The following is a 24,554-nucleotide window of genomic DNA, read 5'->3' as shown; positions in this document are numbered from 1 at the left end:
CATTAAAAATAACTTTACTTATGGCATTATTTAGCTTTTTAGGAAACGCACAAACAGTAACACCTAAAGAATCTTTATACGATATTAAAATAGAAGGAATAGACGGTAAGAATCTAGACTTGAATCAATATAAAGGAAAGAAAATATTATTTGTTAATGTGGCATCTAAATGCGGATTTACAAATCAGTATGACGGTTTGCAAGAATTGTACACTAAGCACGGCGATAAATTGGTGGTTATAGGTTTGCCTTGTAATCAATTTGGTAGCCAAGAACCTGGTGCAGAATCAGAAATTAAATCTTTTTGTACGCTAAACTTTGGTGTTGAATTTCCGATGACAGAAAAATTAGACGTAAAAGGAGATAATCAACATTCTTTATATAGTTGGTTAACAGATAAAGAAAAAAATGGTAAAATGAATTCTTCAGTAAAATGGAATTTTCAAAAATACTTAGTAGATGAAGAAGGTAGGTTAGTGGATGTTTTTTACTCTACAACAAAACCGATGAGTTCTAAAATTACGAAACTTTTATAAATGATAAATTTTAAAAAACATTCAGGAATTTATACGTTAGAAACGCAGCAAGAACTAAAAATGTCTTTAGATAAGGCTTGGGATTATTTTTCTTCACCAGAAAATCTAGCTAAAATAACGCCTCCGAAAATGGGTTTTAACATTACCTCTAAAGTCGATAAAAAGGCATATCAAGGTCAGATAATTACCTATAAAGTATCTCCGGTTCCGTTTATAAAAACAAATTGGGTAACCGAAATAACTCAGGTTAAAGAACAACAGTTCTTTGTAGATGAACAGCGTTTTGGTCCTTATGCTATGTGGCATCACGAACATTGGTTTGAAGAATTAGAGAACGGAAATACGTTAATGAAAGATAAAATATCGTATAAAATCCCTTTTGGGTTTTTAGGACATATAGCGCAAACTTTGTTTATAAAAAAGCAACTGCAAACTATTTTTGAATACAGATATGTAATTTTAGATAAAGCTTTTAATGGAAAATAAAATTGCTGTTTTTTGGTTTCGTAGAGACTTGCGTTTAGAAGATAACGTAGCATTACATAACGCATTAAAATCAGGAGGTAAAATACTTCCTGTTTTTATTTTTGATGAAGAAATAATTGATAATTTACCAAAAGACGATGCTAGAGTTTCTTTTATTTATCAAACGTTACATCAGTTAGATACAGAATTAAAAAAACAAGGTTCATCACTATTAATTAAAAAAGGAAATCCTCTTAAAATTTGGGGAAGTTTAATAGCTGATTATAATATTACGGCAGTTTATACAAATAAAGATTACGAGCCGTATGCTATAAAAAGAGATCAGCAGGTTGAAGCTTTTTTAACGTCTAAAAACGTTGATTTTTACAGTTATAAGGATCAAGTTATTTTTGAGAAAGATGAGGTTGTAAAAAATGACGGCTTGCCATATACGGTTTATACACCTTATAAAAATAAATGGCTACAAAAGTTTGATGCTGATATTGATACGAAAGAATTTGTTATTAATTTTTCTGATTTTTATCATTTTACAGCAGATTTTCCAACTTTAAAAGCAATAGGGTTTGAAGAGAGTTCGATAAAGGTAAAGCCATATAATTTATCGAGTTTATCGAATTATGATGAGATACGAGATTTCCCTTTTCAGGATAAAACATCGTATTTGTCGCCTTACTTTCGTTTCGGGTTGGTTAGTGTTCGTAAAATGGTTCTTTATGCTTTAAAAACAAACGCGACGTTCTTAAACGAATTAATATGGCGAGAGTTTTTTATGCAAGTGCTGTTTCATTTTCCTAAAGTTGTTACTAATAACTTTAAGCAAAAATATGATGCCATTCCGTGGAGAAATAATGAGGAAGAATTTAAAAAATGGTGTAAAGGAGAAACTGGTTACCCAATGGTTGATGCTGGTATGCGACAATTAAATAAAACAGGTTACATGCATAATCGTGTGCGAATGGTTACTGCTGGTTTTTTGTGCAAACATTTATTAATAGATTGGCGTTGGGGAGAAGCTTATTTTGCTGAGAAATTATTAGATTATGAATTATCGGCTAATAACGGAAACTGGCAATGGGCTGCAGGAACCGGCTGTGATGCAGCACCGTATTTTAGAGTTTTTAATCCCGAATCTCAGTTAAAAAAGTTTGATAAAGATTTAGAGTATATTAGAAAGTGGATTGAAGATTTTGATGAATTAACATATCCAAAACCAATGGTTGAGCATAAATTAGCAAGAGAAAGAGCTATTTCAACTTATAAAAAAGCATTAAACTAAAAAAGGCTCAAAGAAATTAATCTTTGAGCCTTTTATGTACTAAGTTAATTTATTAAAATGTTTTAGAATAACTTCCGTTCTTAGGAGTTAAATCACCAGTAATGATTCTAATAAAATCAATAAGTGTCCAAATACCTAAACCACCAAGAGTTAAAATTTGAACAACACCTTGCCAAGTGTATCCTAAATAAAATCTGTGAACACCAATAATACCAACAACCCAACATAAAATAAGGGCAACGATTTGGCTTTTACCAGATGACATAGCCATTGCAGGTACATTGCTTTTTTCGATTTTCTCTCCTTTAACAACTTCAATGTTTTCTTTGTTTTTCTTTACAGGAAAAGAAGCTTCTGCTGTAGATGTAAATAAAAAGAAAGAAAAGATAAAGCTTAAAATAGTAATAGATTTTTTCATAGTATGAATTTTTTTAGTTTTAAATTCGCACGAATTTAAAATAATTTTATGAAAAGTAAACTAATATTTTTTTTGTTTTTTAACTTTTTTGCTTCTATAGTTTTTTCTCAAAAAGCAGAGAAATTTGATTATGAATTTTTAGGGGTTTTAATGTTGAATAAAACACAGTTATATTCATATAAATTAGAATTTAATATAGATAAGGATAGTATAAGAGGATATTCTTATACTGATATTGAGGGTGATAACGAAACAAAGTCTTATGTTTTTGGAACCTTTGATGAAAATACAAATGAACTAATGTTTGAAGAAAAAGATGTTTTATATACAAAATCAGATGTTTTAACAGACGAATTCTGCTTTATCAAATCTAGAGGTAAATTAAAACTTAGGAGTGCAAAAAAATCATTTGATTCTGATTTTGAAGGAGTTTACCCAAATGGAGAAGTTTGTGCGTCAGGTAAAATTAAAATAGTTGGAACCAAGTTTGTTCAAAAGAAATTAAAGAAAATATATAAGAAAGTTAAAAAGAAAAAAAGGATAGATTCTGTTGTTAAAGAAAAATTAAGACCAGATAAAATTTTAACCAAATTCGGAAAAACAAACCTTAATGAAGATGAAACAATAACTATTTTTCTAAATAAAAACCAAGCAAAGTTTGAAATTTGGGATTATGGTAAAGAAGATGGTGATATTGTAGATGTTTATATAAATGGCAAAAAAGTACTAGCCAACTTAAAGTTAAAGACAGAGAAAAAAAAGTTGCTAATTAACTTAAAAAAGGGAAGTAATACAATAGAAGTTAAGACAATTAACTCTGGAAAAATTAAAACAAATACAGCCAAAATTAAAATATATGAAGCAAATAGATTCTATGAGTTTTTGTCTAATATAAATAAAGGGAAATCCGCTAAAATTAATATTGTTGTAAAGTAATATTTATTCATAAAAAAACACCTCTATATTTTTATAGAGGTGTTTTTGGTTTTATATATCACGACTTGTATTATTATATTAGGAAGTGACAATATATATACTAAGCAATATATTCTTTTGCTTTTTCTAAAGCTTTCGGAATTCCACCTGGGTTTTTACCTCCTGCAGTAGCAAAGAAATTTTGTCCACCTCCACCACCGTGAATTAGTTTTCCTAGTTCTCGCACAACTTTTCCTGCATCATAACCACGTTCTGCAGCTAGTTCTTTAGAAATATAACAAGTTAACATTGCCTTGTCTGCTTTTTCAGAAGTAGCAAAAAACAAGAATAAATTATCAAACTCTTTACCTAAAGCAAAAGCTAAATTTTTAATTCCGTTTGCATCTAAATCTACTTTAGTCGCTAAAAACTGAACACCATTTATTTCTTGTAATTGATTTCTTAATTCGCCAGATAAATTTTCAGCCTTGTCTTTTAATAACTGTTCTATTTGTTTCTTTAAAGCTGTATTTTCATCTTGTAAGCTAGTTACAGATTTTACAACGTCCTTTGGGTTTTTTAATAACTGCTTTACCGAAGTTAAATTACGATCAACATCTTCAAAATAATCACCAACGGCAGCATTTGTAATCGCTTCGATTCTTCTAATTCCTGATGCAACTGCGCCTTCAGATTTTATTTTAAAGTACCAAATATCACCTGTTTGCTTTACGTGCGTTCCACCACATAACTCCATAGACTGGCCAAATTTAATAGCTCTTACAGAATCTCCGTATTTTTCACCAAATAAAGCAATAGCACCTTCATCGATAGCTTGTTGCATTGGTATATTTCTTTTTTCAATTAAAGAAAGGTTTTCACGAATACGTGCATTTACAAAATCTTCTATTTCTTGTAATTTATCTGCATCTACTTTAGCAAAGTGAGAAAAATCAAAACGTAAGTATTTTGCACTAACCAACGATCCTTTTTGCTCTACATGTGTTCCTAAAATAGTGCGTAAAGCTTGGTGTAATAGGTGTGTGGCAGTATGGTTACTTGCTGATAAATTTCTAGTTTCTTCATTTACAACAGCTTTAAATTTTTCTGATAAATTTTCAGGTAAATTTTTAGTGTAATGAATAATTAGATTGTTTTCTTTTTTAGTTTTTAAGATATAAATTACATCACCGTTAGAAGTTTCAATATAACCTACATCACCAACTTGCCCTCCTCCTTCAGGATAAAAAGGTGTCATGTTAAATACCAATTGGTATTGCTCACCATCTTTTTTAGTTGATATTTTTCTGTATCGTGTTAACTTAACATCAGCAGCCAAAGTATCATATCCTACAAACTCTTCTTCATCATCTTCAATTAAAATATTCCAGTCATCGGTTTCAATAGCAGTTGCTTCTCTACCTCTGTCTTGTTGTTCTTTTAAAGCTTTGTTATATTCTTCTTTGTTATAATCTAATCCGTTTTCAGATAAAATTAAAGCAGTTAAATCTTCAGGAAAACCATACGTATCTTTTAGTTCAAATACTTTTCTACCCGAAATTACCTTGTCAGAGGCATTGGAGGTTATTGTGTTTAATAATAATAAACCTTGTTCTAATGTTTTTAAGAAAGAATGTTCTTCTTCTTTAATTACATTATGAGCTAATTGTTCTTGTGCTTTTATTTCAGGAAAAGCATCTCCCATTTGTGCACTTAAAGTTTCTACTAATTTATAGATAAATGGTTCTTTTTGATTTAAAAAAGTAAATCCGTAACGAATAGCTCTTCTTAAAATTCTTCTAATCACATAACCAGCACCTGTGTTACTAGGTAACTGACCATCTGCAATAGAAAAAGCTACCGCTCTTACATGATCTGCAATAACACGAATAGCAATATCTGTTTCATCTCCAGTAACTTTTGGGTCTTCATATTTTACACCAGTAATAGTTTCGATTTCTCTAATTATCGGAGTAAAAACATCCGTATCATAATTAGATTGTACACCCTGAAGTGCCATACATAAACGCTCAAAGCCCATACCAGTATCAATATGTGTTGATGGTAAGTTCTCTAAGCTTCCGTTAGCCTTACGGTTGTATTGCATAAAAACTAAATTCCAAACTTCTACAACATGCGGATGATCTAAATTTACTAGTGATGCACCAGATACTTTTGCTTTCTCTTCCGCAGAGCGGATATCTATATGAATTTCAGAACATGGTCCGCAAGGTCCTTGCGCTCCCATTTCCCAAAAATTATCTTTTTTATTTCCTAATAAAATACGGTCTTCAGCTATGTATTGTTTCCAAATGTCATACGCTTCGGTATCTTTTTTTAAGCCTTCTTCTTCATCACCTTCAAAAATAGTAACATATAAAATATCCTTATCTATTTTATATACTTCGGTAAGCAGTTCCCAAGCCCAGGCTATTGCTTCTTTTTTAAAGTAATCTCCAAAACTCCAGTTTCCTAGCATTTCAAATAACGTATGATGATAGGTATCTTTACCTACTTCTTCTAAATCGTTATGTTTTCCTGAAACACGTAAACATTTTTGAGAATCAGCAACTCTAGTATTTACTATTTTTTTTTGACCTAAAAAAAACTCTTTAAAAGGAACCATACCTGCGTTAACAAACATTAAAGTAGGGTCGTTTTTTAACACCATTGGTGCAGATGGAACGATTTTATGGTTTTTAGATTTGTAAAATTCTAAAAATTTTGATCTTATTTCTTGAGATTTCATACGGTTAGCGCTCGAAATTTTGTTAAATAATTATTAAAAAACAACTTAACAAAAGTAGTTTTAAAACATTTTGTAAATTTGTGTGTTGTCAAACAAAAGTTCTTAAGAGTTTTTGCTTGTTTAACGTGCACAAAAATAGTATATTTAGTATTATGGCGAAAGTAAAATATTATTACGATCCTGAGACGTTATCTTACCGAAAAATAGAGTCAAAAAAAAGCGAGAAATATAAAAAGTCCTTTTTAGGAATTGTTAGTGCTTTATTGGTTGCATTCTTTGGTTTTATAGGGTTTAGTCAGTTTTTAATGTCACCTAACGAAAGAGCTCAAAAAAGAGAAATAGAGAATTTTAAGTTGCATACAGAACTAATGACTAAAGAATTAGTTGTGTTGTCAGAGAGATTATCTGAGCTACAAGAAAGAGATGATAATATATATAGAGCGTATTTTGAAGCAAGTGCTATACCAGAAGAGCAGCGTAAAGCAGGTTTTGGAGGTGTGAATAGGTACAAGCATTTAGAGGGGTTTAAAAATAGCGCAATGATTACCAATGCAACAAGAGAAATAGAAATATTATCGAAGCAGATGGTTGTGCAATCAAAATCACTAGACGAAATTGTTAGTTTGGCAAAAGAAAAGGAAAAAATGTTAGCCTCTATTCCTGCCATACAACCTGTGAAAAATCAAGATTTAAAACGTATGGCATCTGGTTATGGTATGCGTATGCATCCAATCCTTAAAACGAGAAGAATGCATAATGGAATGGATTTTACAGCTCCAAAAGGTACACCTATTTTTGCTTCTGGTAATGGTGTTATAGCGAAAGCTCATAGAAGTTCTACTTTTGGTAAAGTAGTATATATAGACCATGGATATGGGTATAGAACTATTTATGCGCACATGAGTAAAATTATAGCAAAAAGAAAGCAAGAAGTAAAACGTGGTGATATAATAGGCTATGTTGGTAATACGGGGCGCTCTATGGCATCACATTTACATTATGAAATTCATAAAGATGGTAGACCTGTAAATCCTATTTATTTTTATTATGGAGATTTAACTCCAGAAGAATTTATTGCAATGCAAAAAGCATCACAAGAAAACGGACAATCATACGATTAATTAGAACTTACTAAGGAAATGTATGTAGAACTACCTGATAAAAGATACTATAAAATAGGAGAAGTATCTAAAGCTTTTAACGTAAATGTTTCACTAATCCGTTTTTGGGAACAAGAATTTGAGGTTATTAAGCCTAAAAAAAATGCAAAAGGAAATCGGTTATTTACAAAAGAGGATATTGAGAATTTTAAGTTGATATTCAATTTAGTAAAAGAAAGAGGTTTTACTTTAGATGGCGCAAAACAAAAGCTTAAAAAAAACCCGAATGATGTAGTTAATAATCATGAAGTTATTAGTAGGTTAGAAAGAGTAAAAGCAGAGTTGCAAAAAATTAAAAATCAATTATAGAAAATCAATTATTATGAAAAAATGGTTAGTGCCTTTAGTTATTATTGGAGTATTAGTATTCGTAGTTTTTAAATGGGTTGTAGGATTTAATAATACAGCAGTAAGATTAAATGAAAATATTGCGGAATCTTGGGGTAATGTAGAAACTGCATACCAAAGAAGAAGTGATTTAATTGGTAATTTAGTTAAAACGGTACAAGGAGCTGCTGATTTTGAAAAATCGACACTTACCGAGGTTATTAACGCAAGAGCAAAAGCTACATCAATAAATATTGATCCATCAAAAGTAACACCAGAACAACTAGCACAGTTTAATAAAGTTCAAGGTGGTTTAAGTGGTGCTTTAAAAAGTTTATTAGTAACAGTAGAGCGTTATCCTGATTTAAAAACAAATCAGAATTTCTTAAAGTTACAAGATGAATTAGCAAGTACTGAAAATCAAATTTTAACAGTTAGAACTCGATTTAACGAAGCTGTAAAACCTTATAACAATCATGTAAAAGTATTTCCTAATTCTATTTTAGCAGGGTGGTTTGGTTTTGAAGGTAAACCTTATTTTGAAGCGGAAGCTGGTGCAGAAAAAGCTCCGGATGTAAATTTCGATTTCGGAACTAAAAAATAAAAATGTCTAAAGTAGAAGATTTTCTTACTAAAGAAGAAGAGCAAGAAATAATTTCAGCTATTAAAATAGCCGAATTAAATACCTCTGGCGAAATTAGAGTACATATAGAAGCATCATCTCGTAAAGATGATGCTTTTAATCGTGCTTTAGAAGTGTTTCATTCTTTAAACATGAATATAACAAAACAACAGAATGCTGTTTTAATTTACGTAGCTGTTGAAGATCATAAATTTGTAATTTATGGTGACCAAGGTATAAATAAAGTGGTACCAGCCAATTTTTGGAATACTACAAAAAACACCATGCAAAACCATTTTAAAGAAGGCAATTTCAAAAAAGGAATTGTTGAAGGAGTTTTAAAAGCAGGAGAGGAGTTAAAAGCTCATTTTCCTTGGCAAACTGATGATGAAGACGAATTGTCTAACGAAATATCTAAAGGATAAAGAATCTTGAAGAAAACCACACAAATTTTATTTTTTATAATCGGATTGTTGTTTACTCAAACAACATTTTCTCAAGGGTATAAAATTCCGGATAAACCAAAAGAACAAACAAGTGTTTATGATTATGTTGGTTTACTTTCTGATGCTCAAAAAGCAACTTTAGAAAATAAATTAATCAAATATTCAGATACAACTTCTACTCAAATAGTGGTAGGAATCATCGATTCTACAAACGGTGAAAGTATCGGAATCTTAACTCCGAGATGGGCACATGAATGGGGTATTGGGCAAGCTAAAGAAGATAACGGTGTTTTTATTCTTTTAGCAAAAAACGACCGAAAAATATGGATTTCTCCAGGATATGGAGTAGAACATAAATTAACAGCCGGAATTGTAGGTGAAATAACCAGGAATTACATCATTCCGCAATTTAAAAGAGGCGATTTTTATGCTGGATTAGATGACGGATCTAACGCTATTTTTAAAGTTTTAAATGGCGAGTATAAAGGAACTCGCAAAAAATCTAAAAAAGGTAAAGATTATAGTTTCATCATCTTTATTATAATTGTAGTTATCTTTTTTATCGTTATTTCTAGAGGGAATAAGGGAAATGGAGGTGGAGGAAAACGAAATTATAGAGGCTCAACATCAAGAAGTATTTTAGAAACCATTATTTTAAGTAATGCAGGTCGCGGAGGTTTTGGCGGCGGCGGCGGTTTTGGTGGTTCTTCTGGCGGTGGATTTGGTGGCGGAGGCTTCGGAGGAGGTTTTGGCGGCGGCGGATTTAGCGGTGGTGGTGCTGGTGGTAGCTGGTAAAATAATTGTTATGATACAAAGAAGCTTCGTTTTAATATCTTTTTTTTTAATAGTTAGTTGCCAGAATTTTGGTCAACTAAAAGTACTTGCAGATTTACCAAATTCTTTAAAAGAGGTTTCAGGAATAGAAAAGATAAAAAACGCTGAATTATTATGGATGCTAAATGATAGTGGAAATAAGCCTGTTATATACGGCGTTAATACCAACGGATATATTATAAGAGAAGTTGTTGTTAATGCTAAGAATAACGATTGGGAAGATATAACATCCGATGAAAAAGGGAATTTATATATTGCTGATTTTGGAAACAATAATAACAAACGAAAAAACTTAAAAATACTTAAAATTTTTCATCAAGATTTAATAGAGAAAGATGCTGTTGAGGTAACAAAAATTAAATTCTCTTATCCAGATCAATATAAATTTCCGCCGAAAAAGAAAGATCGTTTTTTTGATGCAGAAAGTGTATTCTATCACAACGGATTCTTATACGTTTTTACAAAGAGTAGGGTGAAAGGAAAGTATGGTAAAACGACTTTGTATAAAATTCCCGCAATAAAAGGAAATCATGAAGCAAAGTACATTTCAACTTTCGAAAATTGCGCTGATATACACTGCTCGATAACGGCTGCAACGATATCTCCTAACGGAAAAAAAGTAGCCTTGTTAAATCATCAATCGGTTTTTGTATTTACCAATTTTAATGAGGATGATTTTTTCTCAGGAGATGTAAAAGAATTTGCATTAGAACATGTTTCTCAGAAAGAAAGTCTCAGCTTTAAAGACGATACAACACTTTATATCGCCGATGAAAAAACAAAGTCGTTAGGTGGTAAATTATACGAGTTTACGATTAAATAAACTCGAGTAATAACATGATCCAGCCTGCAACTAACAGTAAGCCACCTAAAGGGGTGATTGGTCCTAAAAACTTCATTTTTTTACCTTTAGCATCCGATAAGACTAATCCGTAAATACTAAACGAAAAAAGAACAATCCCGATTATAAAAGACCAAGCCATAAGTTGATTTGGTATAGAAAAAGAACTCCCTATAAATAATAAAACAATTGCGTGATACATTTGGTATTTTACGCCTGTTTCAAACGATTTTAATTGATCTTCGGATAATATTTTCTTTAAAGCATGTGCACCAAAGGCACCGAAAATTACAGCTAATCCGCCAAATAAGGCGCCAGATATTAATACTATTTGTTGCATCTTTATTATATTTATATTAAAAGTTGAATCCCATTGCAAACGCGATTCTTAAACCATCATCACTATTAAAGGCAGAAAGGTTACCTGTCATCATATTAGCAGCATTAAAGAAAATTCCACCACCAATAGAAGTATTCCAGTTTTTAGAATCTACGTTTTCAAGCCACACTTTACCATAATCAAAACCACCATAAACACCAATATGTAATGGTAATAAACCTGTTTTTAATTTTCTTAAGTTTAAGCGAATATCAGTACTTTGGTAAAATGCATCTTTACCTATAAAACGTTCGTTTCTGTAACCTCTTAAGCCATTATTACCACCTAAATTTGCACCTTGATAAAACTCATATTCATTACCAAAAGTAACATGACCTTTAAACTGCGTAGCGAATACGATTTGCCCGCTAGAAACTAATTTATAATCAAAAGAAATAGAAGGGATAACGTATGTAAAATTGTTATTGTTTGTTAAATTAGAAGTGTAACCAACCTGTAAATTTGTTTTCATTCCCATAGTTGTAAAAGCTGCATTGTCTGTGTTTTCGAAAGAATAACTAGCTTCTGCGTTTAAGAAATTTTGACTATTAAAATTAATAGGTTGTGTTGAAATAAAACGATTAGGAGTTTTGTCGACTTTAAAAGATTGATAATTTAAACCTAATGTTATTTTAGCGCCGAGATCTCCTACCCAATAAACAGATGATCCTGCTATGATCTTTCTTATTTTCACTCGGTTGTAATCTCTGTCTTCAATGCCATCAGCTTCTAAGTTTATTGAGTTGTTACCAAAATCAAAGAAGTTTACAGCATAGTTCGGACTTGTATACATTGCATTAAAACCTAAGTTCCAACGACCAATAATACTAGCAAACTCACTAGAGTAATTTATTTCAAATCCGTTTGTTGCAAAATAGTAAGCGGCAGATATTTCATGCTCTGAAGTAAAAGGGTTTCTTTCAAAACCAAAGGTGGTATATGTGTTTGAAACACCTATTTTAAGACCATCGTCTGGATTAAAACCTACATACGGAGTAAATACATTGGCGTTGTTTTTTAACTTCTTATAATCGTAAACATTAGTTTCGTAATCGTCTGTTAATTTTACTGCACCTTTGTTGGTAAGAAAGGTGTTTTTCTTTGTTTTATGATCGTATATTTTTACTTTTTTACCATTAATAATATTGTAGATATCGTTGTTGTGGCCTCCAATAATTCTAAGTTTAATTAAATCTTTACCAGTACCTTTTACAACAAATACATCATCATCATCTAAACCATAAATCCAAATTTCTTTAGTTTGTGAATAGCTGTATGTTTGTTGATGAAAAACAGTTCCTTTTTTACCTTTTTTTATTCTGTATGCTGTAACTTTTGTTTTTCCGCTATGAAACCTTTCTATTTCAAATAAATCATCTTTATGAGTACCTTTTATTACTTGAAACTTATTGATATCCCCATAATAAGTGTCGGATATTTTTTGTAAATTTTTTCTTCTTCCTTGTAGTTTTCTTTTAATAGTGTTTATAGTTTTACCCTTTACTTCATCCGGAAAATTAGTAAAAGCTTTATCTATAATTTTATCTGTAATATTAGAAGTGATATGTTTTACTTGTGCATCCCAAGCGCTTTTGTCTGATTGGCTTATTAAAAACATATCTAAGGGATACGGCTCTAAATTAAACCATTTAGGGCTTTCGATATCTTCTTCATAAGCTTTCATTAAACGCAAGGTCGGAATCATTTCTGTTGCTAAACTTAATATAAGACCATCTCCCATAATAGAAAAAGCTTGGTCTCTATCTCTAGGAACAGGTCGATAAATAGTGTGTTCACCTTCTTCAAAAACAGCCCAGCGCCATTGGTCTTCATGCCTGTCCCAATCACCAATTAACATATCAAATAGACGAGCTCTGATATAAGAAGCTTCATCTAATTGGTGTTTTTCGTTTTTAGCTAGTTTTTTTAATAAATCGTCTGTACTTATTATTTCATTAGAGAAACCAAAACTAGCTTTGTCTCCATGACCAGAAGCAGCACGTTCTTCTATCATATATAATTCGTCGCCAAATTCAGTATTAAAAGAACCTAAAGAGTTTTGTTTTGGCACATAGTATAAAACAGGGTTTGTATGATAAACGCCAACAGCATCTGCTAAAGTTCCGATAACAAATGGTGCGTATGGATGCGAACCCGTAAAAGCATCTAGCAATAAACCTTGTGTATACGTTTCGTCGAATTGACCTTGTATGTATTGATCTCTAAAAGCAACAGCCTGTAAGTATTGTACAGCATTCTTTCGCAAGGCGCGCATTACATATTCTCTACCTTCTTTATCACGTAAACGCAACGATTTAGATTGGTTTCCTCCTCCTTTTCTTACAGGTGTTAAGCCTCCAAATAAGGTATCTAGTTTTATAGTTGGTACAGTTACTTTTGTACTAAAGTATTCACGATAACGTTCTCCCCAAAAATGCTTGTAAAAACGGCTTTTAGTTGTTTCTTTATCGGTATAAACAGCGGCTTTTTTTTCTGTTATTTTAAGACTAGGATATGTCGTAAAATTTTTGTTTTTATCCGCAGGTAATACTTCCGTTTCATAAACAATTTTATCATCATTCACAGCATAAAAGCGCACACTTGAAGAACCGTCTTTATAAACATTTAATTTAGCAAAACCCTGACTTCCATAAGTAAATTTTGCACCGCCAGTTAATTTAGTAGCGGTAGTTTTAGAACCCGAACCACTTATTATTTGCGGAATATTATCTTCAACAATGTATTGCAAACTATGCTCATGACCCGAAACAAAAATAGTCTTATCGTTTTCTTGCGCTAATGTTACAATATGTTTTTTTAACTCGTTGTATTTTTTGTTTTGTAAATCGGTATTTGTGATTCCTGTTGTTTTCCTTAAAAGATTTTTTAAAGTTCCTAAAACGGGTAGCGGTGTCATATGACTAACAAGAGAGTAGTAACCCCCATGAGAACCGTTAGTAAACATTGGGTGATGCATAGCAATAATGGTTGTTTTACCTCTTGCTTTTTTTATCAAGCCTTTAAATTCTTCAAAAAACTTTACCCTTGTTTTTATTTCGCAATTATCGTTTATTTTAGGATGATTATCCCAGTTAGTAACGTACCAATGGGTATCAACAATAATTAAAACAACATCTTCAGATATTTTTACTTTTTCTAAAGGGCAACCACTTTCTGGTAAAAAAGAATTTTTACCTAATGCTTTTTCAACTAATTTCTCCTCTCTTTTTAATCCGTCTAAACCATTATACCAATCATGATTACCAGGAATAAAGATCGATCTTCCTGCAAATTTTTTAGCAATAGCTGTTTGCGCTTCAATTCTGTGTTTTGCTAAAAGGTATTTTTTGTTTTTTTTAGAAGGAATACCTGTTTCATAAACATTGTCTCCTAAAAAAAGTAATGTAGCATTTTCGGTTGCGTTACTTATGTGCTTCTCTAAATATGTTAAGGCAGGCGATACAGAGTCTAATTCAGAATTTCCGGCATCACCAATTAAATAAAAAGAATGGGCAATTTTCTTGTCAGATTTTGTTTCTTTATTTTTTTCCTTAGTAGCATATTGAGCTTTAAATGTAGCACAGCCGGTTATTAAAAAAAGAGTGGCAAAATATAGAAAATATCTAAAATTCATAAAATGATTAATTGAACTGTAAAAATACTATTTATTGATTAGTTTCTGATAATCTTCCTTAGTATCAATGTCAATTAAATTAAAAAGAGGCATTTTTATAGTTTCAGATACATTATTGTTTAGAAAAAGTGAAGCGCCTTTATCTCCTTTTAAATTTAATAATTGATTAAAATATTTTTTTGGAAAAATTGCAGGTACACCTCTTTTTGTTTCATAATTAGATACTATTATTTTCTTCGGATTTTCTTTAGATGTAATTATCAATTCATCTAAATACTTCGGGTTTATATTTGGTTGATCGGCTAGCGTAATTAAAACGGAATCGAAATTTTTAGCAATTATATGGTTTACTCCAGCTACAATGCTTGTGCTTAGTCCGTTTTTAAAATCAGCGTTAAAAATGGTTTCAATTTTATATTGATCAATTTTTTCTTTAATTATTGCTTCCTTTGCCCCTAAAACACAAAAAATGGCGTTTGCTTTTGATGTTTTTACTTGTTCAATAGTCCAACCTAATAACGTGGTTTTTTTATACGGAAGTATTTGTTTTGCGATTCCCATGCGAGAAGAACTTCCTGCAGCAAGTATTAGTATTGCAATTTTTTGCATTCTTGATTAGTATTATTTTAAACGGAATTTCAATTTTTACTATCATTACGAGTAAAGTAATCTGTTTTATTTAGTGAGAGATTGCTTCATTACATTCGCAATGACGTATTTTAAAATCAGGTATAAATTTTTCCTGTAATTTTTTTTAAAGAAAAAACTTCCTTTTTACGAACTACAGATAAGATTTCAGCTAAAATAGATAAAGCAATTTCTTCCGGAGTTTCTGCACCAATATGTAAACCGGCAGGTGTGTGTATTTTGTCTAAAAATGTATCGCTTATTTCAGGAGCGAAATCAAATAATTCATTTAGTAATTTTTCACGTCGTTTTGCAGCACCTAAAATTCCGATATAAACAGGGTTTTGTTCTTGTAATTTTACGAGCCAACGTAAATCATACGTAAAATTATGATTCATTATTACAATTGCTGTGTGTTCATTAATATCATCTAAATCAATAATTTCTGGTGTTTGTGCTACTACCGATTTTGCTGTTGGAAAATCTGCTAATTCTTTTGGGTCGTTAATAGAGGTAACCACATCTACCTCCCAACCTAGTTGTGTTGCTTGTGAACATAATTTTACAGCATCGTGCTCTCCACCAATAATCAATAAGCGAAATAAAGGTTTTAGTGTTTGTTCGAAAACGAGTGATTCATTTTTTTTAGTTGATTTAAAATCTTTGTGAAAAGTAAATTTACAGTTGCTATTAAACTGAATTATAGAACCAAAATCTCCAAAAATTTCATCTTCTTTTTTGTAAAAAGATTCAATTTTAAATGATTTTCTATTGGATAAACTATCAGAAAAAGCATTTATGAACGTTGTTGAAATTTTAATAGGTTCTAATAAAATATATAAAACACCTTCGCAGCCTAATCGATAACGCCCATCGTAGGTTATAACTTTTGATTTTTGATCTCTTAAAACCGATTGCGCTCTTCGTTGTACTTCCTTTTCTACACAGCCACCACTAACGGCTCCAATCATTTTTCCGTCGTCAGATAGTAGCATTCTAACCCCGGGTTTTCTATACGAAGAACCGTCTAAGTCAACTACTGTAGCTAATACGTTTTGTATTCCGTTTTGTTGATTTAAAATAACCTGCTGTATAATTTCTTTGAATTCGTGGGTCATGTATTAACTTAATTTTAAAGGTAAAGAAGTTAATCGTTTTCCTGTTAGTCGATAAACAGCGTTTGCAACTGCTGCGGCAATTGGACCTAAAGGAGGTTCGCCAACTGCGCTTGGTTTATCTATACCTTGCAGCAAAATAACATTAATTTCTTTAGGAGCATGTTTCATTAAAGCCATATCATAAGGGCCATAAATTGTTGGGCGTAATTGACCTTCTTCTACAAACATTTGTTCATGCATAGAGGCACTCATACCCATTATAATTGCACCTTCACATTGCGCTCTTACTTGATCCGGATTTACTGCGATTCCGGGATCCATAGCACAGGTAACTTTATGTACTTTAATTTGATTGTTCTCTATAGAAACTTCAGCAATTTGTGCACAAGGTGTTCCTGCATCTGTAGAGGCGGCGAAACCCATTGCACGACCGTTTTCTGCTTCATTTTTATAATTAGCACTTTTTTTAACCGCTTTAATAACTGCTTTTAATCGTTTTCCGTTTTCATCATCCTGAATATGAGCTAAGCGGAAATCAATAGGGTTTTTACCTGCTTTTTCTGCTAAAATATCCATCATACTTTCCCATGCAAAAGTATTTGCTAATAATCCTAAACTACGCCACCAGCTAGTTGCAAAAGGTAGTTTTACATGCCAAGAAACTGCACGGATATTGGGTATTAAACCATATTGGCAAAACCCACCACGAATAGCACCAATATCGGCACCTAAAATAGTATTTATAAAACCTGGTAGTATTGCCGAATCTATAGCAACATCTCCACTAGAAAAATCGTGACGTATAGCTTTTATCATACCATCAGAATTTAAGGTTCCTTTTACAACATGGTGTGTTGGCGGACGAAACATATCATGTTGAAACTCTTCTTTTCGGGTGAAAAAATACTTTACAGGCTTACCAACTGCTTTCGACATTACAGCTGCCTGAACAGCATGTGGCGTGTGTAATCTGCGTCCAAACCCACCACCTAAATAAGTGGGAATTACATTAACATTTTCTTCATTAATATTTAAACGAGCAGCAACTTCTTTTCGAGTAATAGCTACTACTTGTGTAGAGATTTTAATAGTTGCTTTATCTCCTTCAACAAAGGCTAAAACTCCATTAGGCTCCATTTGTGCATGTGCTCCAATCGGACTTTTAAATTCCATACTAATACTTGCTTCATCCTCTATATCATCGCCTATTTTTTGAATGATAGTTGGATTTCCTTTACCAACTTTCATCATTTCTTCAATATTTTCAGTGTTTAAAGTGTTGTTATATTCCCATTTAACCTTAATAGCGTTTTTAGCATTTAAAGCTTCTATGTAAGAATTAGCAACTACACCTACAAAATCATCTTCTTTAATAATTTTTATAACTCCTGGTAATTTTTCAGCATCAGTAGTATCTGCACTTATAAATTTTGCTCCAATATGTGTTGCGCGAACAACGGCACCATGTACCATATTTGGCATTTCTGCATCCATTCCAAAAATCGGATTTCCAAAAACTTTTGCATTTAAATCTATACGTGGTATTGGTTTTCCTACAAATTTATAGTCACTAATATCTTTTAGTTTTGGTGTGTCAGGAATTTTCCAATCGGTAACATCTTTAGTGGTTTCTAAAAAAGACATTGTTTTATTTCCGTCAGAAAAAACACCTTTATTTGCTTTTAAAGTACTAGCTTCAATACCTAATTTTTTAGCAGCTTCTATCTTTAGCATTTCGCGAGTTGTAGCTGCTAATTCACGCAGTGGTTGCCATAAACTAGCAATAGAAGTACTTCCGCCTGTGGCGAAAGAATCTAAATTACCAGTAGCAGTTGCTGCATGCACAACATCAATTTGTTTTATAGAGACACCTATTTCATCAGCTGCAATTTGCGCCAAACCGGTAAAGGTTCCTTGTCCCATTTCTACCTTTGGAGAATGTAAAATAATGGTGTTGTTTTTTGTAATTTCAAACCATATCATTGGTTCCATTCCGCTTCCTGAATAAGGAGATTCTGCCGAATTTAAATATCCTAAAACTTCTCTACGTATAGGGTTTCTGAATAAATAGGTTCCTACAGCAACAACACCTATAGTACCTAGAGCTCCTCGAACCAAAAATTTACGACGTGATAATTTAGCACTCATAATTTATGATTTTAAAAGATTAGTATTATTTAATTCTGCTGCGCGATGAATTGCTTTTCGCATTCTGTAATACGTTGCACAACGACAAATATTTACAATATTTTTGTCGATATCATCATCTGTAGGGGTTGGGTTTTCGTTTAATAAAGCGGCAGTTGCCATCATAAAACCAGGCTGACAATAACCACATTGAGGAACAATTTCTTCTACCCAAGCTTGTTGAACGGGATGAGGATTCTCTTCGGTTCCTAAACCCTCAATAGTCGTTATTTTTTTACCTTCTGCAAATTTAACCGGAAAAGAGCAAGAACGAACAGCTTCATCATCAACATGTAAAGTACAGGCACCACAAGCGGCTTTACCACAACCAAATTTGGTTCCTTTTAAGTTAAGCATATCTCTAATCACCCAAAGTAAAGGTGTATTGCCATCATCAATAGTAATAGTTTTTGATTGGTTATTTACTTCGAATGTTATTTTCATAATTATTTAGTTGGTTTATTAGGAATTATGGCTCCGTCTTTAAACCATTGTTTTACGGTTTTTTTATATTCTTCTAATGAAACAGGAGGTAATTCTCTTTGAATCCCTTCGGAATTTACGCCAGGATTCCATGCCCATAATACCAGTTCGTGTTCAATTAAATGATGCATTGTTTCGTTAGGTGTTCGCCCACCGTTTCGTTTTGTATCCATCATAGATGCTGCAATTTGATACCTATCTAATCCTTCCCAAAACATTTCAGGAGGAGCTAAAGACCATTCAGGTGCACCTGGAACTCCAGAATATTTATTGTTTTCTGTTTGATGACAAGTTGTACACTTTGTGGCTTCGAAACCTAAGTTATTGGTTCCTCTAGACATACCAAAGTAATGAGGATGGGAATCTTCACCTTGTTTTGGTATATTGTCATTAGGATGGCAATTCATACAGCGTTTGTGCGTAAGAACATCCATCATTTTATTAAAGTTATCTTCGTTTGTAGTGGTCGAAGTTACTGCGGTGTATTTAGGTTGAGGTTTTTTTAAATTTGCGGCGATAACAAAACTTGTTATAATTAAGAGTAAGGCCACAAACCATTTGCTTTTAAGTTTCATATAAAAATTATAAGTCGACCTAAAGTTACTCTTTTTTTAAGAACTACAGCTTAAAGCAGAACAGCCAACTTTATGGCGTGCCCATTCTGGTCGTTTTGCAAACCATTTTTTATGTTCTAATTGCTCTGAATATGGGGTTTTTAATAATTCATATAATTCATCAATTAATTTATAGTCCCCTTTATCAGCGGCGTCAATTGCTAATTGAGCCATGTAATTTCTAAGTACATATTTTGGGTTTACTAAATCCATTTTTTCTTTTCTTTCTTGGTCAGAAAAAGTTTCTTGTTGTAGTCTTTTTAAATAACGATTAAACCAATCTACCCAATGATTTTTAATTTCATCTTTTACTTCATCAATTGTATAAAAAGCAATTTCAATTTTTTTAATAGCGCTTTCGAAATCATCTTTTGTAGTAATAGTTGATAGATTTCTAAAGAAAATAGTCATGTCGGTTTCTGTTAATTGTAAAGTTTCTTCTAACCTGCCAATTAACTCTTTGTCGTTTTCATCATCAGAAAATAAACCTAATTTAGATTTCATCATTTCGTGATATTTCGCATTATAAATATCAGAATATACATCTAAAATATCTTGTAAAGGAGCTACTTTTTCAATAAGCGGATACAAAGCATTTGCGAGTTTAAATAAATTCCATAGTCCGATTTGCGACTGATTTCCGTAGCGATATCGCTTGTGTTGATTGTCTGTTGTATTAGGTGTCCAACCAGAATCATAGCCTTCTAGCCATCCGTAAGGTCCAAAATCGATTGTTAATCCGAGAATCGACATGTTATCGGTATTCATCACTCCGTGTACAAAACCAACGCGTTGCCAATGCACAATCATATCGATGGTTTTATTTCTTATTGCTGTTAAGAAATCGAGATATTTTTGTTTTCCTTCGGATGTAATTTCAGTATAAAAATGTTTGATAGTATAGTCTGCCAATTTTTTTAAAGTAGGATGGTTTTGTCTTGCAGATAAAATTTCAAAGTTACCAAAACGAATAAAATTTGGTGCCACACGAGCTACAATTGCTCCTTTTTCATACGCAGGATTTCCGTTGTATAAAACATCTCGTAAAACTTCATCACCAGATAAACTTAATGATAGTGCTCGGGTGGTTGGAACGCCTAAATGAAACATGGCTTCGCTACACAAATACTCTCTAATTGAAGAGCGTAAAACGGCTAAGCCATCTGCGGTTCGAGAATACGGAGTTTCACCAGCGCCTTTTAATTGAATTGCCCAACGTTTATTATTGTGTACAACTTCGGTTAAATTAATAGCACGACCATCGCCTAACTGTCCTGCCCAATTACCAAACTGATGTCCGCCATAACACATCGCAAACGGATGCATGTTTTCGAGCACTTTATTTCCTGTAAAAACTTTTAGAAAATCATCAGATTTTGTATCTTCTTCAGATAAACCAACGGCTTCTAACATTTCTTTTGAAACGTGAATTAATGTTGGATTAGCTGTTTTTGTAGGTTGAACATACGAAAAGCAAGCGTCTAAAACTTGTCGGCGTTCACTTCCTATAATTTTATCAGCAGGTAATTCGTTGTTAAAAGTGTCTTGAATATTTAGTTTCATTAGGCAAAGATAATTGGAAGAAAATTATTAATGTGAAATTTTACAAGTTTCAGATACTAAAGCATCTTCTTTTAATGCAGTTTTAGTTGATTTTTAGCAACTTCGTTTATGAAATTGTTATAAATATTATGTGCTAGAGTACTATTATAGACTTTGATTTTAGAAAAAATCTGTTTCTTCTTTTTTCTAATAGTTAAGACAAATCTTTTCAGGAGCTTTTAAGGCTTTATTTCCTTTAGATTTTGACTTCAGGTAGTTTTAAAATCTTAAATAATACTCATGGTTGCATTTATTTAATGTTCGATAATACTTGTATCGAAAATAACTTCACTAGCCAAGGTTTTATGAACTGGACATTTAGAAGCTATTTCTGCTAAGCGTTTTTGCTGCTTTTCGTCTAAATTACCAACAAACTTTAATTTTTTACTAATATGATCTAAATAAGTTGGTTTTTCGGTTTCAATACCTAAATCATCACTGTGTTTTCGTGAATGTGTTACGTAAACAAAAACCTCTTGTAAATCCCATTTTTTACGTTCTGCATACATTTTTAACGTCATAGCGGTACAAGCTATTAGTGCTGCATTTAAATATTCGTAAGGAGACGGACCAAAATTATCTCCTCCAACTGAAGCCGGCTCATCGGCAATTAATGTGTGGTTTTTAGATTGAATATTTGTCGTAAAATTATTTTCAATCAAATTTAAATGTCCAACTAATTGTTCTCCGTTAGTTTCTAACATTTTATTCTCCTGTTTAGGAAAATAATGTTCAGACCAAGTACCAATTAAGTTACCAGCATAAATACTGTCTTTTGAGTTTGATAGTAAATGATCGGCATCATCTAAGCTTATAAAACTTTTAGGATGATGCGCACTTAAATACAATTCTTGTGCATTATTAACACCAACAATAGTATCGATAGGAGAGTGTAATATTAAGATAGGTTTTCTTAAGTTTTTTGTTATTTCAGGCAGATTGGTTTTATCAAAATCAGATACAAATTCTTGATTGATTTTAAAAGGTCTTCCGCCAATGTTTACTTCAATATCGCCAGCTGTTTTTATATTTTCAATTCCATGAGAAAATAAATGTTTAACATGACTCACGCTAGAAGGAGCACCAATAGTTGCAACTGCTTTGATGTTATTTAATTTAGAAGCAGCTACGATTGCAGCTGCACCGCCTAACGAATGACCAACCAATAAACAAGGAGCATCATAATGTTCGGTCATGTAATCATTTACAGATATAAGATCATCAACATTTGCAGAAAAATGACTTTCAGAAAACTCACCTTCGCTGCGACCTAAACCTGTAAAATCGAAACGTAAAACACCAAAACCATGTTGCGTTAAAGAGCGACTAATATTTTTAACAGCACCTAAAGTACTGCTACACGTAAAACAATGTGCAAAAATCACATAGTAATTAGGTTTTTGATTAGCAGGCAATTCTAAATAAGCTTGTAATTTATGCCCTTTTTTATTGATGATATTTAGTTTTGTGTTTTTCATAATTAGGCAGTTGTAATATTTAATTTTTTTGTGTTTACTAGTTTAGAAAAATGAGTTCGTAAAAATTGTAGTTTTGGATTGATAAATGTTTCACAAAACGGTTTTTCTGGATTAGAATAGTAATAATTTTTAAACTGATTTTCTGACGATTTAAATTCTTTAAATTCTAATATTTGTGTAATGATTTTTTGTTGAAAATCAGCTTGTAAATTATCAATTATTAGCTGAATTTCCTTTTTTTTATTTTCAGGAAATACATAAATAGCAGAACGATATTTTTTTCGCATAGAATGTTGCGAAGTACTTTTATGAGTGTGTAAATGAATTTCTACTAATGTTTTTACTGTAATTTTATTAGAATTAAAAGTAACAATAACAGCTTCTGAAAAGGTGTTGTTTTTATTAGTAGAAGCAACAAAACCTTGTGCTACCTTTTCAACGCCAATTAACGATTGAAATACTGCTTCTGTGCACCAATGGCAACCACCACCAAATGCTATTTTAGTTTTTCTATCCATTTATTTAACTCTTTATCTGTCGGGTTCCGAAGTCTTTTCTTATCAATTGTAATTGTTGGAAAATTAAGATTTCTGCTTTCGTACAGATTTTTTAATTCTTCTGCAAAAATTTCATTTAACTCAACATCAAAAAACGCGTAACTTATATTACGCGTTTTAAAAAATGTTTTATAATGTTGTGTTTTATGGCATCTTTCTGCTCCATATAACTTAATAAGCATATTACTTTAGTTTATCAGCATGTAGCTTACGTAATCTTGCAAGCTTTGGTTCAATTACAAAACTACAATATCCTTGTTTTGTGTTCTCTAGATAATAATTTTGATGCTCTTGAGTAGCTTCATAAAAATTGGTGTAAGCACTTAGTTCTGTAACGATTGTATTCTCGTAGTATTGCTGTATTTGTTTTAAAACTTCAGTAGCCATTACTTTTTGCGAATCGTTATGATAAAAAATTACAGATCTGTATTCAGTTCCACGATCTGCTCCTTGTTGGTTTAAGGTTGTAGGGTCGTGTGTTGTCATAAAAATAACTAAAATATCTTCGTAAGAAATAATAGCAGCATCAAAAGTAACTTGTATAACTTCTGCATGGCCGGTTAAGCCCGAGCAAACCTCACGATAGGTTGGGTGACCAGGAACATTTCCACCAGCATAACCCGACACTACTTTTTTAACTCCTTTTACTTTTTGAAAAACAGCTTCGGTACACCAAAAACATCCACCACCTAAAGTGGTAGTTTGCATATTTTTAATTGTCATTTTTTCTTCTTTTTTATTAAGTAGCGTAATTATTTTTCACCTATTTGCATAGATTCGGAGTTAACACAATACCTTAATCCACTAGGTTCTGGTCCGTCAGGAAAAACATGTCCTAAATGTGCATCGCAAGTATTGCATAAAATCTCTACTCTAACCATTCCTAGTGTATTATCTTTATGGTATTTGATTGCATTTTCGGTAATAGGTTGTGTAAAACTCGGCCAACCAGAACTTGAGTCGTATTTAATAGTAGAGTCAAATAAAGGTGTGTTGCAACAAATACAATTGTATTGGCCTTCATCATAAGTAGTACATAATTCACCTGAAAAAGGGCGTTCAGTTCCTTTTAATCGCGTAACTCTAAATTGTTCTGGAGTTAATAATTCTTTCCATTCAATTTCAGTTTTTTCAACCCTTTTTGTTGGAGTTGGGTTTTTACTTACAGCAAAATGAATAATTTTTTTCCAGTTTAACATAATAGTTTTTTTATTTAGATTTAGACAAAAAATATAGCACAGAATCAATTTGTAAACTGACTATGT

General features: G+C 32.0%; 25 protein-coding genes. 10 read left to right on the top strand and 15 right to left on the bottom strand.

What is annotated here, in order from left to right; genetic code table 11:
- Nucleotides 1–20: 20 nt before the first annotated feature.
- The 3 genes from RRF68_RS07405 to RRF68_RS07395 are packed head-to-tail and all read left to right on the top strand — an operon-like array spanning nt 21 to nt 2,298.
- Nucleotides 21–536: a glutathione peroxidase gene (locus tag RRF68_RS07405; protein WP_255554357.1), complete on the top strand. Its 516-nt coding sequence runs from the start codon at nt 21–23 to the stop codon at nt 534–536.
- A complete protein-coding gene (locus RRF68_RS07400; protein WP_275315776.1) occupies nt 537–1,022 on the top strand; it encodes an SRPBCC family protein in 486 nt (161 codons plus the stop codon). It abuts the gene before it with no gap.
- Nucleotides 1,012–2,298 carry a deoxyribodipyrimidine photo-lyase gene (locus RRF68_RS07395; protein ID WP_315943946.1) on the top strand — a complete coding sequence of 429 codons (1,287 nt, stop codon included), beginning with the start codon at nt 1,012–1,014 and terminating at the stop codon, nt 2,296–2,298. The genes RRF68_RS07400 and RRF68_RS07395 overlap by 11 nt, the downstream gene beginning before the upstream one ends.
- A gap of 52 nt (nt 2,299–2,350) precedes the next feature.
- On the opposite strand, the gene RRF68_RS07390 is transcribed toward RRF68_RS07395, so the two are convergent.
- Nucleotides 2,351–2,716: a TM2 domain-containing protein gene (locus RRF68_RS07390; RefSeq protein ID WP_315943945.1), complete on the bottom strand. Its 366-nt coding sequence runs from the start codon at nt 2,714–2,716 to the stop codon at nt 2,351–2,353.
- Nucleotides 2,717–2,764: 48 nt separating this feature from the next.
- Here RRF68_RS07390 and RRF68_RS07385 point away from each other — a divergent pair, with 48 nt between their 5' ends.
- Nucleotides 2,765–3,652, top strand: coding sequence for a hypothetical protein (locus tag RRF68_RS07385; RefSeq protein ID WP_315943944.1), 888 nt, complete (start codon nt 2,765–2,767; stop codon nt 3,650–3,652).
- A gap of 100 nt (nt 3,653–3,752) precedes the next feature.
- On the opposite strand, the gene alaS is transcribed toward RRF68_RS07385, so the two are convergent.
- A complete protein-coding gene (gene alaS, locus RRF68_RS07380; protein ID WP_315943943.1) occupies nt 3,753–6,380 on the bottom strand; it encodes an alanine--tRNA ligase in 2,628 nt (875 codons plus the stop codon).
- 152 nt (nt 6,381–6,532) lie between these two features.
- On the opposite strand from alaS, the gene RRF68_RS07375 reads away from it, so the two are divergent.
- Genes RRF68_RS07375 through RRF68_RS07350 form a run of 6 tightly spaced genes read left to right on the top strand, consistent with a single transcriptional unit; the run spans nt 6,533 to nt 10,592 of the window.
- Nucleotides 6,533–7,501, top strand: coding sequence for a M23 family metallopeptidase (locus RRF68_RS07375; protein ID WP_315943942.1), 969 nt, complete (start codon nt 6,533–6,535; stop codon nt 7,499–7,501).
- An 18-nt stretch (nt 7,502–7,519) separates the two neighbouring features.
- Nucleotides 7,520–7,849: a MerR family transcriptional regulator gene (locus tag RRF68_RS07370; RefSeq protein WP_315943941.1), complete on the top strand. Its 330-nt coding sequence runs from the start codon at nt 7,520–7,522 to the stop codon at nt 7,847–7,849.
- Between the two features lie 13 nt (nt 7,850–7,862).
- Nucleotides 7,863–8,471: a LemA family protein gene (locus RRF68_RS07365; protein WP_218771484.1), complete on the top strand. Its 609-nt coding sequence runs from the start codon at nt 7,863–7,865 to the stop codon at nt 8,469–8,471.
- A gap of 2 nt (nt 8,472–8,473) precedes the next feature.
- On the top strand, nt 8,474–8,914 hold the full coding sequence (locus tag RRF68_RS07360) for a TPM domain-containing protein (protein ID WP_315943940.1): 441 nt from the start codon (nt 8,474–8,476) through the stop codon (nt 8,912–8,914).
- Between the two features lie 6 nt (nt 8,915–8,920).
- Entirely contained in the window at nt 8,921–9,730 is an 810-nt protein-coding gene (locus RRF68_RS07355; protein ID WP_315943939.1) for a TPM domain-containing protein, read from the top strand.
- 10 nt (nt 9,731–9,740) lie between these two features.
- Complete coding sequence (locus RRF68_RS07350; RefSeq protein WP_255554356.1) at nt 9,741–10,592, top strand: hypothetical protein; 852 nt, start codon at nt 9,741–9,743, stop codon at nt 10,590–10,592.
- Here RRF68_RS07350 and RRF68_RS07345 read toward each other — a convergent pair.
- The 13 genes from RRF68_RS07345 to msrB form a co-directional block, all read right to left on the bottom strand.
- Entirely contained in the window at nt 10,585–10,950 is a 366-nt protein-coding gene (locus tag RRF68_RS07345) for a DUF423 domain-containing protein (protein WP_218771481.1), read from the bottom strand. The two genes, RRF68_RS07350 and RRF68_RS07345, sit on opposite strands and share 8 nt — an antisense overlap.
- A 16-nt stretch (nt 10,951–10,966) precedes the next feature.
- Nucleotides 10,967–14,623 carry a metallophosphoesterase gene (locus tag RRF68_RS07340; RefSeq protein WP_315943938.1) on the bottom strand — a complete coding sequence of 1,219 codons (3,657 nt, stop codon included), beginning with the start codon at nt 14,621–14,623 and terminating at the stop codon, nt 10,967–10,969.
- 27 nt (nt 14,624–14,650) lie between these two features.
- Nucleotides 14,651–15,232 carry a nucleotidyltransferase family protein gene (locus tag RRF68_RS07335; RefSeq protein ID WP_315943937.1) on the bottom strand — a complete coding sequence of 194 codons (582 nt, stop codon included), beginning with the start codon at nt 15,230–15,232 and terminating at the stop codon, nt 14,651–14,653.
- Nucleotides 15,233–15,348: 116 nt separating this feature from the next.
- Complete coding sequence (locus RRF68_RS07330) at nt 15,349–16,368, bottom strand: XdhC family protein (protein ID WP_315943936.1); 1,020 nt, start codon at nt 16,366–16,368, stop codon at nt 15,349–15,351.
- Between the two features lie 3 nt (nt 16,369–16,371).
- Nucleotides 16,372–18,516, bottom strand: coding sequence for a xanthine dehydrogenase family protein molybdopterin-binding subunit (locus RRF68_RS07325; protein WP_315943935.1), 2,145 nt, complete (start codon nt 18,514–18,516; stop codon nt 16,372–16,374).
- Nucleotides 18,517–18,519: 3 nt separating this feature from the next.
- Entirely contained in the window at nt 18,520–18,999 is a 480-nt protein-coding gene (locus tag RRF68_RS07320) for a (2Fe-2S)-binding protein (RefSeq protein WP_315943934.1), read from the bottom strand.
- 2 nt (nt 19,000–19,001) lie between these two features.
- Nucleotides 19,002–19,613, bottom strand: coding sequence for a hypothetical protein (locus RRF68_RS07315; protein ID WP_315943933.1), 612 nt, complete (start codon nt 19,611–19,613; stop codon nt 19,002–19,004).
- Between the two features lie 36 nt (nt 19,614–19,649).
- The gene (locus tag RRF68_RS07310) at nt 19,650–21,215 is read right to left on the bottom strand and encodes a protein adenylyltransferase SelO (RefSeq protein ID WP_315943932.1); all 1,566 of its coding nucleotides are present in this window, start codon (nt 21,213–21,215) and stop codon (nt 19,650–19,652) included.
- Nucleotides 21,216–21,508: 293 nt separating this feature from the next.
- Nucleotides 21,509–22,732 carry a bifunctional alpha/beta hydrolase/OsmC family protein gene (locus RRF68_RS07305; RefSeq protein ID WP_315943931.1) on the bottom strand — a complete coding sequence of 408 codons (1,224 nt, stop codon included), beginning with the start codon at nt 22,730–22,732 and terminating at the stop codon, nt 21,509–21,511.
- Between the two features lie 2 nt (nt 22,733–22,734).
- Nucleotides 22,735–23,250 (bottom strand): peptide-methionine (S)-S-oxide reductase, encoded by a 516-nt coding sequence (locus tag RRF68_RS07300; protein WP_218771472.1) that lies wholly within the window; start codon nt 23,248–23,250, stop codon nt 22,735–22,737.
- Complete coding sequence (locus tag RRF68_RS07295; RefSeq protein ID WP_315943930.1) at nt 23,229–23,471, bottom strand: glutaredoxin family protein; 243 nt, start codon at nt 23,469–23,471, stop codon at nt 23,229–23,231. The genes RRF68_RS07300 and RRF68_RS07295 overlap by 22 nt, the downstream gene beginning before the upstream one ends.
- Before the next feature lies 1 nt (nt 23,472).
- Entirely contained in the window at nt 23,473–24,012 is a 540-nt protein-coding gene (gene msrA, locus RRF68_RS07290; RefSeq protein ID WP_218771470.1) for a peptide-methionine (S)-S-oxide reductase MsrA, read from the bottom strand.
- A 29-nt stretch (nt 24,013–24,041) separates the two neighbouring features.
- Entirely contained in the window at nt 24,042–24,488 is a 447-nt protein-coding gene (gene msrB, locus RRF68_RS07285) for a peptide-methionine (R)-S-oxide reductase MsrB (protein ID WP_218771469.1), read from the bottom strand.
- Nucleotides 24,489–24,554 lie beyond the last annotated feature (66 nt).

It is taken from the genome of Tenacibaculum sp. HL-MS23, from assembly GCF_032463465.1.
In the GTDB taxonomy this organism is placed as follows: Bacteria; Bacteroidota; Bacteroidia; order Flavobacteriales; family Flavobacteriaceae; genus Polaribacter; species Polaribacter bernardetii.
Note: the sequence above shows the minus strand (reverse complement) of the source record. Positions and strands in the feature narration are given on the sequence as shown.

Excerpts from the sequence above, each read along its gene's own strand:
- RRF68_RS07405 (WP_255554357.1), top strand. The coding sequence starts at position 21 with ATGGCATTATTTAGCTTTTTAGGAAACGCACAAACAGTAACACCTAAA.
- RRF68_RS07300 (WP_218771472.1), bottom strand. The coding sequence starts at position 23,250 with ATGGATAGAAAAACTAAAATAGCATTTGGTGGTGGTTGCCATTGGTGC.
- RRF68_RS07330 (WP_315943936.1), bottom strand. The coding sequence starts at position 16,368 with ATGACCCACGAATTCAAAGAAATTATACAGCAGGTTATTTTAAATCAA.
- msrB (WP_218771469.1), bottom strand. The coding sequence starts at position 24,488 with ATGTTAAACTGGAAAAAAATTATTCATTTTGCTGTAAGTAAAAACCCA.
- RRF68_RS07390 (WP_315943945.1), bottom strand. The coding sequence starts at position 2,716 with ATGAAAAAATCTATTACTATTTTAAGCTTTATCTTTTCTTTCTTTTTA.
- RRF68_RS07375 (WP_315943942.1), top strand. The coding sequence starts at position 6,533 with ATGGCGAAAGTAAAATATTATTACGATCCTGAGACGTTATCTTACCGA.
- RRF68_RS07395 (WP_315943946.1), top strand. The coding sequence starts at position 1,012 with ATGGAAAATAAAATTGCTGTTTTTTGGTTTCGTAGAGACTTGCGTTTA.
- RRF68_RS07365 (WP_218771484.1), top strand. The coding sequence starts at position 7,863 with ATGAAAAAATGGTTAGTGCCTTTAGTTATTATTGGAGTATTAGTATTC.
- RRF68_RS07385 (WP_315943944.1), top strand. The coding sequence starts at position 2,765 with ATGAAAAGTAAACTAATATTTTTTTTGTTTTTTAACTTTTTTGCTTCT.
- RRF68_RS07310 (WP_315943932.1), bottom strand. The coding sequence starts at position 21,215 with ATGAAACTAAATATTCAAGACACTTTTAACAACGAATTACCTGCTGAT.
- RRF68_RS07340 (WP_315943938.1), bottom strand. The coding sequence starts at position 14,623 with ATGAATTTTAGATATTTTCTATATTTTGCCACTCTTTTTTTAATAACC.
- RRF68_RS07370 (WP_315943941.1), top strand. The coding sequence starts at position 7,520 with ATGTATGTAGAACTACCTGATAAAAGATACTATAAAATAGGAGAAGTA.
- RRF68_RS07400 (WP_275315776.1), top strand. The coding sequence starts at position 537 with ATGATAAATTTTAAAAAACATTCAGGAATTTATACGTTAGAAACGCAG.
- RRF68_RS07320 (WP_315943934.1), bottom strand. The coding sequence starts at position 18,999 with ATGAAAATAACATTCGAAGTAAATAACCAATCAAAAACTATTACTATT.
- RRF68_RS07295 (WP_315943930.1), bottom strand. The coding sequence starts at position 23,471 with ATGCTTATTAAGTTATATGGAGCAGAAAGATGCCATAAAACACAACAT.
- RRF68_RS07315 (WP_315943933.1), bottom strand. The coding sequence starts at position 19,613 with ATGAAACTTAAAAGCAAATGGTTTGTGGCCTTACTCTTAATTATAACA.
- RRF68_RS07360 (WP_315943940.1), top strand. The coding sequence starts at position 8,474 with ATGTCTAAAGTAGAAGATTTTCTTACTAAAGAAGAAGAGCAAGAAATA.
- RRF68_RS07350 (WP_255554356.1), top strand. The coding sequence starts at position 9,741 with ATGATACAAAGAAGCTTCGTTTTAATATCTTTTTTTTTAATAGTTAGT.
- alaS (WP_315943943.1), bottom strand. The coding sequence starts at position 6,380 with ATGAAATCTCAAGAAATAAGATCAAAATTTTTAGAATTTTACAAATCT.
- RRF68_RS07335 (WP_315943937.1), bottom strand. The coding sequence starts at position 15,232 with ATGCAAAAAATTGCAATACTAATACTTGCTGCAGGAAGTTCTTCTCGC.
- RRF68_RS07325 (WP_315943935.1), bottom strand. The coding sequence starts at position 18,516 with ATGAGTGCTAAATTATCACGTCGTAAATTTTTGGTTCGAGGAGCTCTA.
- RRF68_RS07345 (WP_218771481.1), bottom strand. The coding sequence starts at position 10,950 with ATGCAACAAATAGTATTAATATCTGGCGCCTTATTTGGCGGATTAGCT.
- RRF68_RS07305 (WP_315943931.1), bottom strand. The coding sequence starts at position 22,732 with ATGAAAAACACAAAACTAAATATCATCAATAAAAAAGGGCATAAATTA.
- msrA (WP_218771470.1), bottom strand. The coding sequence starts at position 24,012 with ATGACAATTAAAAATATGCAAACTACCACTTTAGGTGGTGGATGTTTT.